Raw genomic sequence first — 16377 nt, forward strand, 5'->3', positions numbered from 1 at the left:
TTCAAGGGCGACACCAGCCTGGCCGGCATCGGCTACGGCGAAGGCGCGCGCGCCCTGTTCGCCAGCGCCATGGCGCGCAGCTGCCCGGCGCGATTGACCGGCCTGGGCGGCGGCTACCTGGGCGAACTCGACTGGTCACGCCACGAGCGCCTGCTGGGACGGGTGCGCGCCCTGGGCGGCCACCGCGCCACCCTGGCCCGGCACGCGGACAGCCTGGAGCGGCTGGCCGCGGGCGCCAAGGGCGAGCTGAAGGTGGAACTGGGAGCGATGGAGGACGCCGCCCGCGCCCAGCTGAAGGCGGTCGACGCCTTCGTCGATTCCCTGAAGGCGGGCGAAGCGAGCGAGAAGAGCCCGCTGTTCGTGGCGGCGCGCTATCTCGGCCAAGCCGAACGCAGCCAGGGCGCGCTGGTGCTGGACGTCGACCTGAGGCTGGAAGGGATGAGCGTGGTGCGGGACAACTTGTTTACCGGGCAGCGGCTGGCGCTGTCGGGGGTGGCGTTTCTCTGGTACCGGCTGCACGAGGCGGATGGAAAGCTGCTGAAGGCGGATGCGGTGAGGAGGATGACGAGGCCGGTGGAGGTGCGCTTGGACGGGGATTCAGCGGGTGATGCGTTCTGGGCGGCTGCGCCGGTTCGGTGATGGTGGCGTGCGTGGGAACTTGGGTCCCGGCCTTCGCCGGGATGACGTTGTTTTAGAGCGGTAGATAAGAGGCGATTGCTACTTTGGCCCTGTACGTAAGCACGTCGTCCCGGCGAAGGCCGGGACCGAAGTTTGCATGCAGGCCGACCCCGCCGACCCTCACCTCTCCAGCCGCTTCACCACCTGCTCGATCGCCCCAAACACCGACTTCCCCTTCTCATCCAGCATCTCGATCCGGATCGTATCCCCGAAGCGCATGAAGGACGTTACCGCCTCGCCGTGCTCGATCATCTCCAGGCAGCGCTGCTCCGCGATGCACGAATAGCCGCGCGACGCGTCCTTGTTCGATACCGTGCCGGAACCGACGATGCTGCCGGCGCGCACGTTGCGGCTCTTGGCCAAGTGGGCCACCAGCTGGGGGAAATTGAAGACCATGTCCACGCCCGCATCCGGCTGGCCCACCAGGTGGCCGTTCCAGCTCGAGCGCAGCGGCAGGTGGACCTTGCCGCCGCGCCAGGCCTCGCCCAGCTCGTCCGGCGTCACGGCCAGCGGCGCGAAGCTGGTGGCCGGTTTCGACTGCAGGAAGCCGAAGCCCTTGGCCAGTTCCTCGGGAATCAGGTTGCGCAGCGAGACATCGTTGGCCAGCATCAGCAGGCGGATCTGGCCGTGCGCCTCGTCCGGGGTCGCGCCCATCGGCACGTCGCCGGTGACCACCGCCACCTCGGCCTCGAAGTCGATGCCCCACTCCTCGTGCGCCAGCACGATATCGTCGCGCGGTCCCAGGAAGTCGTCGCTGCCGCCCTGGTACATGAGCGGATCTTCCCAGAACGAGGCCGGCATCTCGGCGCCGCGCGCGCGGCGCACCAGCTCGACGTGGTTGACATAGGCCGAGCCGTCGGCCCACTGGTAGGCGCGCGGCAGCGGCGCCATGCAGCGGGCGGGATCGAAATCGAAGGGGCGGCGCGCCTTGCCCTCGTTCAGCTGGCGGTACAGCTCGTCCAGCTGCGGGGCGATGAAGCCCCAGTCGTCGAGGGCGGCCTGCAGGGTCGGCGCGATGCCGTCGGCGATGTGGGCGGTCTTGAGGTCGCGCGACACCACGGCCAGCTGGCCGTCGCGGGTACCGTCGTTGAGAGTGGCAAGTTTCATGGGCGCTCCTGGTGGCGGGAGCGCCATTCTACGGCCCCGCTCAGTACTTGACCACCACGCCGGCGCCGACGCTGCGCTGGAAGTAGTTGTAGTCGATCATGCTCTGGCCATAGCCCGAGAACCAGTGCAGGTAGCCCTTCAGCGGCCCGGCCACCGGAAAGGCCCAGCCCAGCTGGGTCGAGCCTTTGTGCGTATGGAAGTTATGGCGCAGCAGGGCCGTCAGCTCGTGGCCGCCGTGCAGGCGCCAGGAACCGGCCAGCTCGGCACGGCCCAGGTAGTCGATAATCTCCGGATTGTTGTCTTCTTCCAGCGATTCGTTCACGCGCTTCCAGACCTTGGCGGTGACCGACAGCGGCCCGCGCTCCAGGCCCACCTGGGCATAGAAGCGGTTCCAGCTGCGCGACAGGGTCGAGGACTGGCCATTCGACTGGTGCACGAAGCCCAGGTTCAGGAAGCGCAGGTTGGTGCCCAGGATGCCGACGTTCAGCGGCGTCACCACCATCAGTTCGGGCGAGTAGTTGGTCTCGCGGAAGGGGCTCGAGGCCTTGTGGTTGCCGGCCTGCCAGAAACTGTTCTGGGTATAGCCGAACCAGACGTCGACCGGTTTCTCGAACAGGGTCTCGACCAGCTTCATCTTGAAGCCGAGCTGGAACTCCAGCTCGCCCTTGGACAGGCCGGTCTCGATCCCCGCCGCCTCGCGGAACGGCAGGTAGGGGCGGTCGTTGGGGCGGTAGGTGCGGGTGGCGATCAGGTAATTCGGGTTGTGCGGCCGGAACACGAAGGTGCCGCGCTTGTCCTTCGCATCCAGCTCCCAGTGGCCGCTCATGGTGTAGCCGTTGGCGGCTTCCACCGTGGGGTCGACCGAGGCGGCGGCGTCGACCTCGGCCGTCCGCGGCGCGTCGTAGGCGGAGTTGGTCGGCGCGGCCCCTACCGGTGTAGCGGCCGCGACCGCCTGGGCCGAGGCGGACGCGCTGGCGGCGGCAGGCGCGACCTGGCTGGCGGCCAGGCGGTCGAAGCAGGCCAGGCGCTGGGCGTTGTCGAGCAAGGGCGTGCAATCCGCCATCGATTGGGGAAGCGATCCGGCCTGGCCCTGGGCCAGGGCGGAACTTGCGAACAGGAGGGAAACGAGGGACAGCGTGGGGCGATAAACGTGCATGGAGTCTACTTTTCGATAAGGCTAGTGCGCAGCGGCCCTTTCCGGGCCGCCATCCCCACGAGTGTCGCGGAAATTGCTTATCGATGTCGCACGTGTTGCAGCCGTGCACGCACGGCTGCGGGCCGGAGACTCAGGCGGGCACGAGCAGGTCGAGCTGGGCTTGCTCCAGGAAGCACCACTCGCCCTCGCGCAGGCCGAGCGCCTCCAGGGCCAGGCCGCCGATCTGGGAGCGGTGCAGCGCGCTGCAATGGTTGCCGGCGGCGGCCAGCATGCGCTTGACCTGGTGGTACTTGCCCTGCTCCAGCACGATCTCGAGCTGGTGCTCGCCGCGCGGAACGCAAGACACCGCCTTCAGCGGCGCCGGTTCGTCGTGCAGCTGGACGCCGGCCAGCATCTGGTCGACCAGGCTGTCCGTCACCGGCTCGGCGGTGGTGGCCTGGTAAACCTTGGGCACATGGCGCTTGGGCGAGGACTGGGCGTGGATGAAGGGGCCGTCATCCGACATCAGCAGCAGGCCGGTGGTGTCGTGGTCGAGGCGGCCGACCGGCTGCACTTCGCGCCAGGTGAACTGTTCCGGCAACAAGGTGAGCACGCCGGGGTGGTGGCTCGGCTTGCGCGAGCACTCGAAGTTGGCCGGCTTGTAGAGGGCGATATAGACGCGCTCGCGGTAGCGCCATTCCTCGTCGAACACGGTCAGGACCAGGTCCTGGGTGTCGAAGGTGGCTTTGAAATTGTCCTGGATCTCGCCATTGACGGCGACGTCGCCGTCCTCGATCAGGGCGCGGCAGTATTTGCGGGTACCGAAGCCCTGCGATTGCAGGATGCGGTCAAGGGAGAGTTTACTCATGGGGCGAGACTTTAACAGAAGGGCTGGGGGTGCGGAAGCCGGGAAAGCGCCGCGGCCAATGGAGGCGTCGCCGACGCCGCCGGCGGGTAGAACCGCGCGCTGCTATTTACCTGCTGCTTTGAAGAGTTCCCCGATCCGCACGCACGTCCGATCCCGCACAAGGACGCGCATTGCGTGCAAACGTACATTTGATAAGCGTCAAGCCGCCAAAGACTGCGGTTGATAGACTTCAAAGCGTTAGGAATTTCCCTAATCGTCTGCCGGAATATTTACTCGGCATATAGGAAAGCAATCTGTAACCAGAGGACAAGCACCGTGAACGATGATCTCGACACAGGACATGGAAAGCTTTCCGCAGCCGACGCCCACCTGGCCCGGCAGCGTCTGGCATCCAGCCATGCCGCGCTCTTCCCTACCCGCCTGGCGCTGGCGCGCTGGCGCCACGGCGGCGAGATGCCGCATCTGCACGAAGGCAATCCGCCCCTGCGCGCCGCCTGGTGTGCGCACGCCGTGCGCGACTACCAGGCATGGCTCGACCGCGGCGGCTTTGCCCAGCATGAGGATGCCTTCCATGCGGACGCCCTGCCTCCGCCCCTGGAGCCGGCCCGTCCCAGCCTCGACGGCGATACCCAGCACCTGGGCACCTGCACATGACATGCATATAAATGGAAACGACGGCCGAAGCCGTCGTTCCAATCCCGAGGGGGAATCACAACCATGAGGAATTGAATTCTCTCGAAACTGCACGGCAGGTGCAGCGGGTAGTGCTCGTGCGTATCGGTCGATAACGAACAGGCTGGTTTAGGTATCTTCCGTCGCGGCAGCAGCTACACACTCACTATAGTCTTTTTGCCACCGGATGCAAGCAAAAATCTCGGCGCAGTGTGCTCTACGCAACTGCGTCCGATTCGCCCGCTTGACACCGCAATTTGCCGCGGCGCGACTCAGTGCAGCTTAGGCAGCGCGCCCCGCGTCGCGGCCTTGACCGCGTTTTCGCCGACCGCCGCGCCGAACTTCTTGAGCACTCGCTCCGGCAGGCCTTCGTGGGCCGTGTAGTCGACGATGTCCTCGGCCTTGACGATGTCGCGCGCCACCGTGTCCACGGTGCCGAAGCCGTCCGCCAGGCCCATCTCGACCGCCTTGGCGCCGGTCCAGTACAGGCCGGAGAAGGTTTCCGGGGTTTCCTTCAGGCGCTTGCCGCGCCCGGCGCGCACCACTGAGATGAATTGCTGGTGGATCTCGTTGAGCATGGCCTGGGCGTGCGCCTTGTGCTTGTCGGACTGGGGGCTGAAGGGGTCGAGGAAGCCCTTGTTCTCGCCCGCCGTCATCAGGCGCCGCTCCACGCCCAGCTTGTCCATGGTGCCGGTGAAGCCGAAGCTGTCCATCAGCACGCCGACCGAACCGACGATCGATGCCTTGTTGACGTAGATGCGGTCGGCCGCCGAGGCGATGTAATAGCCGCCCGAGGCGCAGATCTCGTCCACCACCACGTACAGCGGCTTGTCCGGATAGCCGCGCTTGAGGCGCTGGATCTCGTCGACGATGATGCCGGCCTGTACCGGACTGCCGCCGGGACTGTCGATGCGCAGCACCACCGCCGCCGAGCCGGAATCCGAGAAGGCCTTGTTCAGCGAAGGAATCACGGTATCGGCCGCGCCGCTGCCTTCGGCCTCGATCTCGCCGTTAATTTCGATCAGCGCGGTATGGCGGCCCAGGTTTTCGTCGCCCGTGGTCCCGAAGTTGAAGTCGTAGTATGCCCACAGGCCCAGCAGCGCCACGACCAGGAAGCTGAGCTTGAAGAAGATGCCCCAGCGCCGCGCGGCGCGGCGCTCCTGCACCGTGGCGAACACCAGCTTCTCGAGCGTCTCGCGCTCCCAGTTGCTTACCGTCGGGTTGGCGGCAAGGCGGCTGTCGCCCGGGTGGTCGGTGCTGGTGTGGTCGGTCATAAACGCTGTCGTTGTCTGAAGTTCGCGGTAAATCGTCTAGGTTTCTAGTTTACATGGGCGCCTGGATCTGCTGGTCCGGCTGCCAAAAAATCTTTCCATCACGCTCGACCACGGCGATCGGCAACAGCCGTCCACCGCGGCAGGGGCCGCCGGCGCAGCGCCCGCTTTCCGGCTCGTACACCGCGCCGTGGGTCGCGCACATCAGGTACAGGCCGCTGGATTCGAAGAACTCGCCTTCTTTCCAGTCGAGCTCGATGGGCACATGGGCACAACGGTTCAAATAGGCAAATGGTTTACCGTCGAAGCGCACCACGAAGCCGGTCGCGGCCTGGCCGTAGACCTGCACCGGGAAGCGCACTCCCCTGCCGCCGTCAAGCAACATGTCCGCATCGCACACGAACAGCCCCGCTTCCTCGCTCATCGTCATGCGTTCTCGAGCAGCCAGGCATGCAGCTCGGGAATCGAGCGCGCCGAGAACAGGGGCTTGCAGGCCTGCAACTGCTGGACCGGGTGCGCACCGAACTCGACCGCAATACCGGCCGCGCCCGCATTGTTCGCCATCATCAGGTCGTGCGTGGTGTCGCCGATCATAACGGTACGGCGCAGGTCCTGCCCCAGCTCCCTGGTCAGCTCTTGCAGCATCGCAGGATGCGGCTTGGAAAATGTCTCATCCGCACAACGGGTGGCGTCGAATGTCGACAGCAGGCCGGCTGCGTTGAGGGCGCGGTTCAGACCCACCCGGCTCTTGCCGGTGGCCACGGCCAGGAAGTAGCCTTCGTTGGCAAGTTCGCTCAACATGTCGCGAACGCCCTTGAACAGCACCAGTTCATGGTCCTTGGTGAGGAAGTGGTAGCGATAGCGCTCGACCATGCGCGGAGTCAGCGCCGGGTCGATGTTCGGCATCACGGCCTGCATCGCTTCCGACAGGCCCAGGCCGATCACATGCGCGGCCGAGGCGTCGCTGGGCACCGGCAGACCGAGGTCGCGCGCGGCCGACTGGATGCACTTGACGATGGTCGCCGTGCTGTCCATCAGCGTGCCGTCCCAGTCGAAGACGATCAGATCAAATTGTTTTCTTGCCATGTTTAACGGCGGCCCCTTGGCCGCCGGTCCTGTGAAATGGTGGTCGCGGGCTGCCCGGCTGGGCGGCTCATGCGAGTGCTTGCCCCAAGCTTACCAAGAATCGCTCGCACTCCGCCGGAAGCGGCGCGCGCAGGCTGAGCGGCTTGCCGGTGTCCGGGTGGGTGAAGGTGATCTGCCAGGCGTGCAGGAACATGCGGCGCAGCGCGCCCCGCTCCGCGTCCGCCTTCTGCAGCCGCTTGTTGAGCGCGAAGTCGCCGTACTTCTCGTCGCCCAGGATCGGGAAGCCCGAGGAGGCCAGGTGCACGCGGATCTGGTGCGTGCGGCCGGTCTTGAGCTCGGCCTCGAGCAGGGCGAAGTCCTGCCACTTGCGCTTCAGGTTGAACACCGTATGCGCTTCCTGGCCGCCCGCCTGCACCACCACGCGGCGCTCGCCGTCAGGGGTGGTGAACTTATGCAGCGGCAATTTGACGTGCTGGCGCTTGTTGGTCCAGTCGCCGAACACGGCGGTGAGGTAGCGCTTGTCGGTCAGGCCGTCGCGCATCTGCGTGTGCAGGTTGGTCAGCGCGCTGCGCTTCTTGGCGATCAGGAGCAGGCCCGAGGTTTCGCGGTCGAGGCGGTGCACCAGTTCCAGGAACTTGGCGTCCGGACGCGCGGCGCGCAGCTGCTCGATCACGCCGTACGACACGCCGGAACCGCCGTGCACGGCAATGCCGGCCGGCTTGTCGATGACGAGCAGGTGGGCATCCTCGAACACGATCGCGAACTCGGCTCCCGGTGCGGCCTGGCTGCTGGCCTTCTCGGCCAGACGGATCGGCGGAATGCGCACCACGTCGCCCGCGTCCAGCCGGTACATCTGGTCGATGCGCCCCTTGTTGACCCGGACTTCGCCCGAGCGCAGGATGCGGTAAATATGGCTCTTGGGTACGCCCTTGCAAACTCGCAACAGATAATTGTCAATTCGCTGACCGGCTTCTTCTTCCGAAATTGTCACGAATTGGGCCTGGAGCGCCGGCTGTGATGAAGGGGGAACAACATCGTTCTGTAACGCCATTCTGTCTGTCTTCCCAGAAATTCTCTCTAAGTCCTTCATTTTGAATATATAATCGACAGGCGGCGGTCAAACCTCTGCTGGTGTAAGAAATAAAACGATATTTTACACAGGGGCGCGTTCCACCGGCCCCGCCAATGTGCAAATTCGGTGGAAAAATAGGAATTCGTGGATAACCGTCGCGAGCGGCAGCAATGTTGGTCAAGAAGCGCAGCTGTACGAGGAGTACAGCGAGCATCGCAGGCCGACAGTGCAACGCGCAGCAGGTTAGGCGCGGGTTCCGAATAGTGTACGCACACCCAAAAGGCGGACCAGGGTTGCACCTGCAGTTGTAATCGGGTTGCGCGTCTGGGTGCAGGATGGATTGTTTGGATTGTTAAGGATAAGTACCGGCAAGCCGCTTGAAGTGGCTCGCCGGTTGATGGCGTCGATAACGCTTGTCGTTTTCGCCCGACCCGATGTAAGCCTCATGCTGAAGGCTTGAGTCAAGGCTGATTGATTTGAAAAAGCTGGAAAAACCGTAGCGGGCGGCCACCGAATGGCCGGGACGCGGCGCCGCAGTCAGTGCGGCGCGCATCGCAGGCCAAGAGTGGCAACGCGCGACCGTTTTCCATCCGGCTTGGTCATCGCCCGATATCGAGCTAGGTTTGTTGCTGGCGAAGGTTTGGCTGGTTGTTGCGCACCGCCCTCCCGGCGCCGTGCCAATCCCGAAGGGATGGCAGGCGCCCTGGTCGAGGTTGCGGCGTGCGAAGGCAATGACGTTCGGCTCCATTCGCGCCCTGTTGCGGGCAGCGACGCATCGCGTCGCCGTGCCGCACGCCCCGGGCATTACTCCCTCCAACGCTCCCTTCTTCGCGTATTCCCTGTACCTCGCCGTCCGCAAGGACGGCATTGGCACGGCCTACGGGTCGCGGAGTTTATAAAAATGAAACGCATGTTGTTTAACGCTACGCAGCAAGAGGAGCTGCGCGTAGCGATCGTCGATGGCCAGAAACTGATCGACATCGATATCGAAACGGCCGGACGCGAACAGCGCAAGTCGAATATCTACAAGGGTGTCATCACCCGCATCGAACCCTCCCTCGAAGCTTGCTTCGTCAGCTACGGCGAAGACCGCCACGGCTTCCTCCCCTTCAAAGAAGTTGCCCGCTCCTATTTCCGCGACGGCGTCGACGTCCGCAACTGCACCATCAAGGAAGCGCTGCGCGAAGGCCAGGAAATCATGGTCCAGGTCGAGAAGGAAGAGCGCGGCAACAAGGGCGCGGCCCTGACCTCCTTCATTTCGCTGGCCGGCCGCTACCTGGTCCTGATGCCGAACAATCCGCGTGGCGGCGGCGTCTCGCGCCGGGTCGAAGGCGAAGAGCGCCAGGAACTGCGCGAAACCATGGACAAGCTCGACCTGCCGCAAGGCATGTCGGTCATCGCCCGCACCGCCGGCATCGGCCGCACGGTCGAAGAACTGCAGTGGGACCTGAACTACCTGATGCAGCTGTGGCGCGCGATCGAAGGCGCCGGCAAGTCGGCCCCGGGCGCCTTCCTGATCTACCAGGAGTCCTCGCTCGTCATCCGCGCCATCCGCGACTACTTCCAGCCGGACATCGGCGAAGTCCTGATCGACACCGACGACATCTACGAGCAGGCCCAGCAGTTCATGAGCCACGTGATGCCCGACATGGCGCACCGCGTGAAGCGCTACAGCGACGACGTGCCGCTGTTCTCCCGTTTCCAGATCGAACACCAGATCGAAACCGCCTACGCGCGCACCGTGCCGCTGCCGTCGGGCGGCGCGATCGTGATCGACCACACCGAAGCCCTGGTCTCGATCGACGTCAACTCGGCCCGCGCCACCCGCGGCTCGGACATCGAGACCACCGCCTTCAACACCAACTGCGAAGCGGCCGACGAAGTGGCCCGCCAGCTGCGCCTGCGCGACCTGGGCGGCCTGATCGTGATCGACTTCATCGACATGGAAGTGGCCAAGAACCAGCGCGAAGTGGAACAGCGCCTGAAGGACGCCCTGCACCATGACCGTGCGCGCGTCCAGATGGGCAAGATCTCGCGCTTCGGCCTGATGGAACTGTCGCGCCAGCGCCTGCGTCCGTCGCTGTCGGAAGGCTCCCACGTGACCTGCCCGCGCTGCTCGGGCACCGGCCACATCCGCGATACCGAATCGTCCGCCCTGCAGGTGCTGCGCATCATCCAGGAAGAGGCGATGAAGGAGAACTCGGCCGCGATCCACGTGCAGGTGCCGGTCGACGTCGCCGCCTTCCTGCTGAACGAAAAGCGCGGCGAAGTGCTCAAGATCGAGAACCGCCACCGCATCACCGTGATCCTGATCCCGAACAAGCATCTGGACACCCCGCACTACAAGCTCGAGCGCATCAAGCACGACGATCCGCGCCTGGAAGACGCCGCCGCCAGCTACACCCTGGCCGAGTCGGCCGACACCGACATGGCCTACGCCAAGCGCCAGAAGGAAGAGCAGAAGCCGCGCCAGGAAGCCGTGGTCAAGACCATCACCCCGGCCCAGCCGGCCCCGATGGTGGACCGCAGCGAAGCCGCCAAGCCGGCCAAGCCGGTCGAAGCCGCGCCGAGCCCGGTGTTCACCCCGGCCGCCGCGCCGGCCGAGCAAGGTTTCTTCGCCCGCCTGCGCAACTTCTTCTTCGGCGCACCCGCCGCCCCGGCCCCGGCCCCGGCGCCGCTGCCGACCGAGAAACCCGCCGCTCCGGCGCCTGCCGAACGCGGCGGCGACCGCGGCAACCGTGGCCAGCGTTCGCGCAATGGCCGCACCGGCGGCAAGCAGGGACGCGAGCGTGACGAGCGCGAGCCGCGCGAGACCGTCGCCAAGGGCGCACCGGGCGAAGACGCCGCCAAGGCGCCGGAAACCGATGCCCGTCCGCCGCGCAAGGAGCGCAAGGAACGCCAGCCGCGCGAACCGCGCGAGCAGCTGGAAGGCGCCGCACCGCGCGCCGAGGGTGCCGAACGCCCGGAACGTGCCGAACGCGGCGAGCGCAAGGAACGTGGCGAACGCCCGGAACGCGCACCGCGCCAGCCGCGTGAGCGCGGCGAACGCCTGGCAGCGCCGGCAGCCGAAGCCAAGGTCGAGGAACTGAAGCAGCCGGTGGCCGTGCCGGAAGCCGAACTGTCGACCGCCACCCCGCACGGCGACGTGCTGGAGCACGCCGTGAAAGTGGCCGTGACCGGTCCTGCCGGCGAGGAACTCGATGGCGAAGGCGGCGACGAGCCGCGCCGCCGCCGCCGCCGTGGTGGCCGCAACCGTAACCGCCGCGACCGCGACCAGGCCGAAGGCATCGAAAGCGCCGACGGCGCGGAAGACATCCCGGCATTCACCCCGGTAGCGGACGTGGAAGCGGCCAAGGTGGCCGCCGAAGCCAAGCAGCCCGCCAAGCAGGGCGAGCCGGGCCCGTGGCCGTTCCCGACCGCCGCGTCGGTGGCTGCCGCCCAGCCGAAGGCTGAAGCGGCGCCTGCGCCTGCGCCTGCGCCTGCCGCCGCTCCGGCTCCGGCTTCGGTGGAAGCATCGGCCGCAGCGCCGCAGCATATGTTCCCGACCTCGGCATCGATCGCCGCGGCCCGTGCCGCCGCAGCCGCCGCCGAGCAGGCAGCCGCCGCGCCGGCGCCTGTCGTGGAAGCCGCTCCGGCTCCTGCGCCTGTCGTGGAAGCCGCGCCTGTCGCGGCAGCCGAGCCGGTTGCCGCGGTGGCGGTCGAGCCGGCGCCGGTTACCGCTCCGGTCGCTGCTCCGGCTCCGGCCCCCGCTCCGGCTCAGGCCGCAGCGCCGGTCGACCTGAACGAGCTGCTGTCGAACGCCGGCCTGCAGCTGGCGTCGACCGATCCGGAAAAGCTGCGCGCAGCCCAGGAAGCCGCTGCCCAGGCCCCGGAACCGGTGCGCCCGCGCCGCGTGCGCAAGCCGCTGCCGCCGCCGGTGGATGAGCCGCTGATCCAGGTGGATACGCGTCAGTAATCCTGGCGTAGGGTAAAAGGGAAGCTTCGGCTTCCCTTTTTTATTGGCGCTGGTGCTTTGCACGCAAACTTGGGTTCCGGCCTTCGCCGGAACGACGTGCGGAAGGCGCGGGCCAACAGCCTGTCTTGCGACAACGCACTGTGGAACCGTCATTCCGGCGAAGGCCGGAATCCAGGTTCGCTCCGCCAGTAATCTTACCGAAACACCAAGCTCCTAAAATACGGCAATGCCCCCACCCATCCCCTTCCGCACCGCCCTGCTCTACTGGCTCAAGCTCGGCTTCACCAGCTTCGGCGGCCCCGCCGGCCAGATCGCCCTGATGCACAGCGAACTGGTGGAGCGCCGCCGCTGGATCTCCGAGCAGCGCTTCCTGCACGCCCTCAACTACTGCATGCTGCTGCCCGGCCCCGAAGCCACCCAGCTGGCCATCTACATCGGCTGGCTGCTGCATCGTACGGCAGGCGGCATCGCGGCCGGGCTGCTGTTCATCCTGCCCTCGCTGGTGCTCCTGATCGCCCTGTCCTGGATCTACCTCGCCTTCGGCCACCTGGCCGTGATCGCCGGCATCATGGACGGCATCAAGCCGGCCGTGGTCGCCATCGTGATCGCCGCCGCCTGGCGCATCGGCTCACGCACCCTGCGCAACGGTCTACTGGCCGCGATCGCTGTCGCCGCCTTCCTTGCGATCGCCGTCTTCGACACGCCCTTCCCCCTGATCGTGCTCGGCGCGGCCCTCGCCGGCTTGCTGGGCGCCCGCCTGTGGCCGCAATACTTCCAGGCTGGCGGCGCGCACCAGGCGGGGCGCGAAGCTGCCGGCCCCGCCTTGATCGACGACCACACCCCCACGCCGGAGCACGCGCGTTTCAGCACGGGCCGCCTGCTCCGGACGAGCGCCGCCGGCTGCCTGCTCGCCGTCGGCGCCTGGCTGGCCTTGGCGCTGCTGTCCGGGCCGGACGGCACGCTGGCGCACATGGGATGGTTTTTCGGCAAGGCCGCCTTGATGAGCTTTGGCGGCGCCTACGCCGTGCTGCCCTATGTGGTCCAGGGCGCGGTCGACCACTACGGCTGGCTGAGCGCGCACCAGATGATCGACGGCCTGGCCCTGGGCGAAACCACGCCCGGCCCCTTGATCATGATCGTCGCCTTCGTCGGCTTCGTCGGCGGCTGGACCCATGCGCTGTTCGGCCCGGAAGCGCCTGCCCTGGGCGGCGTCGCCGGCGCCCTGGTCGCCAGCCTGTTTACCTTCCTGCCCTCCTTCGTCTTCATCCTGGCCGGCGGCTCGCTGGTCGAGTCGGGCCGCGGCAAGCTGCACTGGAGCGCGCCGCTCACCGCCATCTCGGCCGCCGTGGTCGGCGTCATCGCCAGCCTGGCCGTGTTCTTCGGCCAGCACGTGTTCTTCGCCGATGGGCGCGCCCAGCCGGCCGCCATCGCCATCGGCGCGGCGGCCAGCGTGGCGCTGCTGCGCTTCAAGCTCGGGCCGATCAGGCTGATTGCCGCCTGTGCGTTGGCGGGGCTCGTGCTATCGTATTGGCATGGCTGAAAAAATTGTCCCGATCAACGACCTGCGCTCGCAAGCGCTGGCGGTCCCTGGCGCGCCCGACGCCCCCAGCGGACTGCTGCTGGACGCGCTCGGGCGGCCCCTGCACGACCTGCGCATCTCGGTCACCGACCGCTGCAATTTCCGCTGCGTCTACTGCATGCCGAAAGAGGTGTTCGACAAGGATTACGCCTATCTCCCGCACAGCGCCCTGCTCTCGTTCGAGGAGATCGCGCGGGTGGCGCGGCTGTTCGTGGCCCATGGCGTGGAGAAGCTGCGCCTGACCGGCGGCGAACCGCTGCTGCGCAAGGACCTGGAGCGCCTGGTCGCCATGCTGCGCGCGATCCCGACACCTTCCGGCCGCCCGCTCGACCTCACGCTCACCACCAATGGCTCGCTGCTGGCGCGCAAGGCGCGCGCGCTGAAGGATGCGGGCCTGGACCGGGTGACGGTCTCGCTCGACGCGCTCGACGACGCCATGTTCAGGCGCATGAACGACGTCGACTTCTCGGTGGCCGACGTCCTGCACGGCATCGACGCCGCGCACGACGCGGGACTAGGCCCGATCAAGATCAACATGGTGGTCAAGGGCGGCACCAACGACGGCGAGATCCTGCCGATGGCGCGCCACTTCAAGGGCTCGCCGTATATCCTGCGCTTCATCGAATACATGGACGTGGGCGCCTCGAACGGCTGGAACATGGCCGAGGTGATTCCCTCGGCGGAAGTCGTGCGCCGCATCGCCGCCGAACTGCCGCTCGTCCCCGTCGACCCAAACTACAGCGGCGAAACCGCCGCGCGCTGGCGCTACCTGGACGGCGGCGGCGAGATCGGCGTGATCTCCAGCGTCACCCAGGCCTTCTGCCGCGACTGCACGCGCCTGCGTCTGTCGACCGAGGGCAAGCTCTACACCTGCCTGTTCGCCACCCGCGGCCACGACCTGCGCGCACTGCTGCGCGAAGGCCGCTCCGACCCCGAGATCGCCGGCGCCATCGCCCAGCTGTGGAAGGTCCGCGCCGACCGCTATTCGGAGCTGCGCACCGTGGACACCAGCGGACTGGCGACGGGCGCACGCAAGGTTGAAATGTCGTATATCGGCGGATGAGATCGACACCAGCATGAACAAGAACGACATCAGCGGCCTGGTCCTGGCCGGCGGGCGCGGCTCGCGCATGGGCAACGTGGACAAGGGCCTGCAGGCCTTCCAGGGCACGACGATGGTGGCGCGGGTGCTCGAGCGGCTCGCGCCCCAGGTCGGCGCCGTGGCCATCAACGCCAACCGCAACCTCGACACCTATGCCGCGCTCGGCGTGCCCGTCTGGGCCGACGAGACGCCGGACTTCGCCGGGCCACTGGCCGGGCTGGAAGCGGGCCTGCGCCACTGCAGCACGCCCTACATGCTGGCGGCGCCCTGCGATTCGCCCTTCCTGCCTGCGGACCTGGCCGAGCGCCTGTTTGCGGCCCTGGACGAGAACGGCGCCGACGTCGCCTTCGCCGCCACCCGCGAGCCCGGCATGCGCAGCCAGCCGCATCCGGTGTTCTGCCTCGTCAGGACCAGCCGGCTGCCGGTGCTCTCCAGCTATCTCGCTGAAGGCGGCCGGCGCGTGGATGGCTGGTACAAGGAGCTGAAGGCGGTCGAGGTGATCTTCGAGGATGCCGCTGCCTTCCGCAACATCAACACGCTGGAAGAGTTGCAGGCCCTGGACGACAGGCTTCCGCCCACATTGGCCAAGGTGGCGAGCTGCATCGACGGCTACGACCCGGAGGCCCTGAGCGTACGCGCGGCGCAGCGCATCATCCGCGAGTTCGTGCAGCCGGTGCGTTCGGTGGAGATGGTCGCCCTGCGTGCGGCCCTCGGACGCGTGCTGGCGCGCGACCTGGTTTCGCCGATCAACGTGCCGGCGCATGACAACTCGGCCATGGACGGCTACGCGCTGCGCGGCGGCGACCTGCCTTCCGACGGACTCGCCACCCTGCGTGTGATCGGCGTGGCTTATGCGGGCAAGCCTTCCGGCCTCGTGCCAGGGCCTGGCGAATGCGTGCGCATCATGACGGGCGGCGTCATGCCCGAGGGCTGCGACAGCGTGCTGCCGCAGGAATTCCTCGAGCAGGAAAGCGACGACGCGATCACGCTGCACGCCGGCGTGATCAAGCCCGGCGACAACCGGCGCTTCGCAGGCGAGGACCTGAAACTGGGCAGCCCGGCGCTCAAGGCGGGGCGCATCCTGCGGCCGGCCGACTTGGGCCTGGTCGCTTCGCTCGGCATGGCCGAGGTGCCGGTGCAGCGCCGCCTGCGCGTGGCCTTCTTCTCGACCGGCGACGAGCTGCGCTCCGTCGGTGAAGGCCTCGACGATGGCTGCGTCTACGACAGCAACCGCTACACGATCTATGGCATGCTGCAGCGGCTCGGCTGCGACATCATCGACATGGGCATCGTGCGCGACAATCCGGAGGCGCTGGAAGAAGCCCTGCGCAGCGCCTGCGAGAACGCGGACGCGATCGTCACCTCGGGCGGCGTGTCGGTGGGTGCGGCGGACTACACCAAACAGGTGATGGCGCGCCTCGGCGACGTCACCTTCTGGAAGATCGGCATGCGACCCGGGCGGCCGCTGGCCTTCGGGCGCGTCAGCTCGAACGGGCGCAGCGCCTTCCTCTTTGGGCTGCCGGGCAATCCGGTGGCGGTGATGGTGTCCTTCTACTTCTTCGCACGCGAGGCGCTGCTGCGCATGATGGGGGCCGATGCGCCGCTGCCGCTGCTGAAGGCGCGCTCCGCCGGGGCGATCCGCAAGAAGCCGGGACGGACCGAGTACCAGCGCGGGATCGTCGCGCGCGGCGAGGATGGGGCGCCGGAGGTGCGCATCACCGGGTCGCAAGGGTCGGGCATCTTGCGCTCGATGTCGGAAGCGAATTGCATGGTGGTGCTGCATGACGAACAGGGGAATGTGGCGGCGGGGGACATGGTGGATATCCTGCCCTTCGAGGGGCTGGTCTGAGCG

13 protein-coding genes and 1 pseudogene are annotated in these 16377 nt (G+C 67.1%); 6 read left to right on the plus strand and 8 right to left on the minus strand.

Going from position 1 to position 16377, the window contains the following annotated elements; all coding sequences use genetic code 11:
- A pseudogene (locus tag KBW98_RS19050) lies at positions 1 to 639 on the plus strand (hypothetical protein); the annotation flags it as partial.
- A gap of 159 nt (positions 640 to 798) precedes the next feature.
- Here KBW98_RS19050 and KBW98_RS19055 read toward each other — a convergent pair.
- The 3 genes from KBW98_RS19055 to KBW98_RS19065 form a co-directional block, all read right to left on the minus strand.
- Positions 799 to 1785 carry a fumarylacetoacetate hydrolase family protein gene (locus KBW98_RS19055; protein WP_211521743.1) on the minus strand — a complete coding sequence of 329 codons (987 nt, stop codon included), beginning with the start codon at positions 1783 to 1785 and terminating at the stop codon, positions 799 to 801.
- Between the two features lie 40 nt (positions 1786 to 1825).
- Positions 1826 to 2941, minus strand: a complete 1116-nt coding sequence (locus tag KBW98_RS19060) for a phospholipase A (RefSeq protein ID WP_211521744.1) — start codon at positions 2939 to 2941, stop codon at positions 1826 to 1828.
- Positions 2942 to 3071: 130 nt separating this feature from the next.
- Entirely contained in the window at positions 3072 to 3788 is a 717-nt protein-coding gene (locus KBW98_RS19065; RefSeq protein ID WP_211521745.1) for a pseudouridine synthase, read from the minus strand.
- Positions 3789 to 4103: 315 nt separating this feature from the next.
- On the opposite strand from KBW98_RS19065, the gene KBW98_RS19070 reads away from it, so the two are divergent.
- Positions 4104 to 4442, plus strand: coding sequence for a hypothetical protein (locus KBW98_RS19070; protein ID WP_211521746.1), 339 nt, complete (start codon positions 4104 to 4106; stop codon positions 4440 to 4442).
- A gap of 290 nt (positions 4443 to 4732) precedes the next feature.
- Here the strand turns inward: KBW98_RS19070 and KBW98_RS19075 are convergent, their stop codons facing one another.
- The 5 genes from KBW98_RS19075 to KBW98_RS19095 all read right to left on the minus strand — a co-directional run bounded on the left by KBW98_RS19075 (position 4733) and on the right by KBW98_RS19095 (position 8637).
- Positions 4733 to 5734 carry a S49 family peptidase gene (locus KBW98_RS19075; protein ID WP_211521747.1) on the minus strand — a complete coding sequence of 334 codons (1002 nt, stop codon included), beginning with the start codon at positions 5732 to 5734 and terminating at the stop codon, positions 4733 to 4735.
- A gap of 49 nt (positions 5735 to 5783) precedes the next feature.
- The gene (locus tag KBW98_RS19080) at positions 5784 to 6155 is read right to left on the minus strand and encodes a Rieske 2Fe-2S domain-containing protein (RefSeq protein WP_211521763.1); all 372 of its coding nucleotides are present in this window, start codon (positions 6153 to 6155) and stop codon (positions 5784 to 5786) included.
- A 2-nt stretch (positions 6156 to 6157) separates the two neighbouring features.
- Complete coding sequence (locus tag KBW98_RS19085; RefSeq protein ID WP_211521748.1) at positions 6158 to 6817, minus strand: HAD-IIIA family hydrolase; 660 nt, start codon at positions 6815 to 6817, stop codon at positions 6158 to 6160.
- A gap of 67 nt (positions 6818 to 6884) precedes the next feature.
- Positions 6885 to 7868: an RluA family pseudouridine synthase gene (locus KBW98_RS19090; RefSeq protein WP_211521749.1), complete on the minus strand. Its 984-nt coding sequence runs from the start codon at positions 7866 to 7868 to the stop codon at positions 6885 to 6887.
- Between the two features lie 373 nt (positions 7869 to 8241).
- Positions 8242 to 8637, minus strand: a complete 396-nt coding sequence (locus KBW98_RS19095; protein WP_211521750.1) for a hypothetical protein — start codon at positions 8635 to 8637, stop codon at positions 8242 to 8244.
- Positions 8638 to 8790: 153 nt separating this feature from the next.
- Between KBW98_RS19095 and KBW98_RS19100 the strand changes: the two genes are divergently transcribed.
- The 4 genes from KBW98_RS19100 (at position 8791) to glp (ending at position 16374) form a co-directional block, all read left to right on the plus strand.
- Positions 8791 to 11844, plus strand: coding sequence for an Rne/Rng family ribonuclease (locus tag KBW98_RS19100; protein WP_211521751.1), 3054 nt, complete (start codon positions 8791 to 8793; stop codon positions 11842 to 11844).
- 226 nt (positions 11845 to 12070) lie between these two features.
- Entirely contained in the window at positions 12071 to 13384 is a 1314-nt protein-coding gene (chrA, locus tag KBW98_RS19105) for a chromate efflux transporter (RefSeq protein WP_211521752.1), read from the plus strand.
- Positions 13377 to 14486, plus strand: coding sequence for a GTP 3',8-cyclase MoaA (moaA, locus tag KBW98_RS19110; RefSeq protein WP_211521753.1), 1110 nt, complete (start codon positions 13377 to 13379; stop codon positions 14484 to 14486). The genes chrA and moaA overlap by 8 nt, the downstream gene beginning before the upstream one ends.
- A 13-nt stretch (positions 14487 to 14499) precedes the next feature.
- Positions 14500 to 16374, plus strand: a complete 1875-nt coding sequence (glp, locus tag KBW98_RS19115; RefSeq protein ID WP_211521754.1) for a gephyrin-like molybdotransferase Glp — start codon at positions 14500 to 14502, stop codon at positions 16372 to 16374.
- The last annotated feature ends 3 nt before the right edge of the window (positions 16375 to 16377 follow it).

The sequence above is a fragment of the Massilia sp. ST3 genome, assembly GCF_018119405.1.
In the GTDB taxonomy this organism is placed as follows: Bacteria; Pseudomonadota; Gammaproteobacteria; order Burkholderiales; family Burkholderiaceae_D; genus Telluria.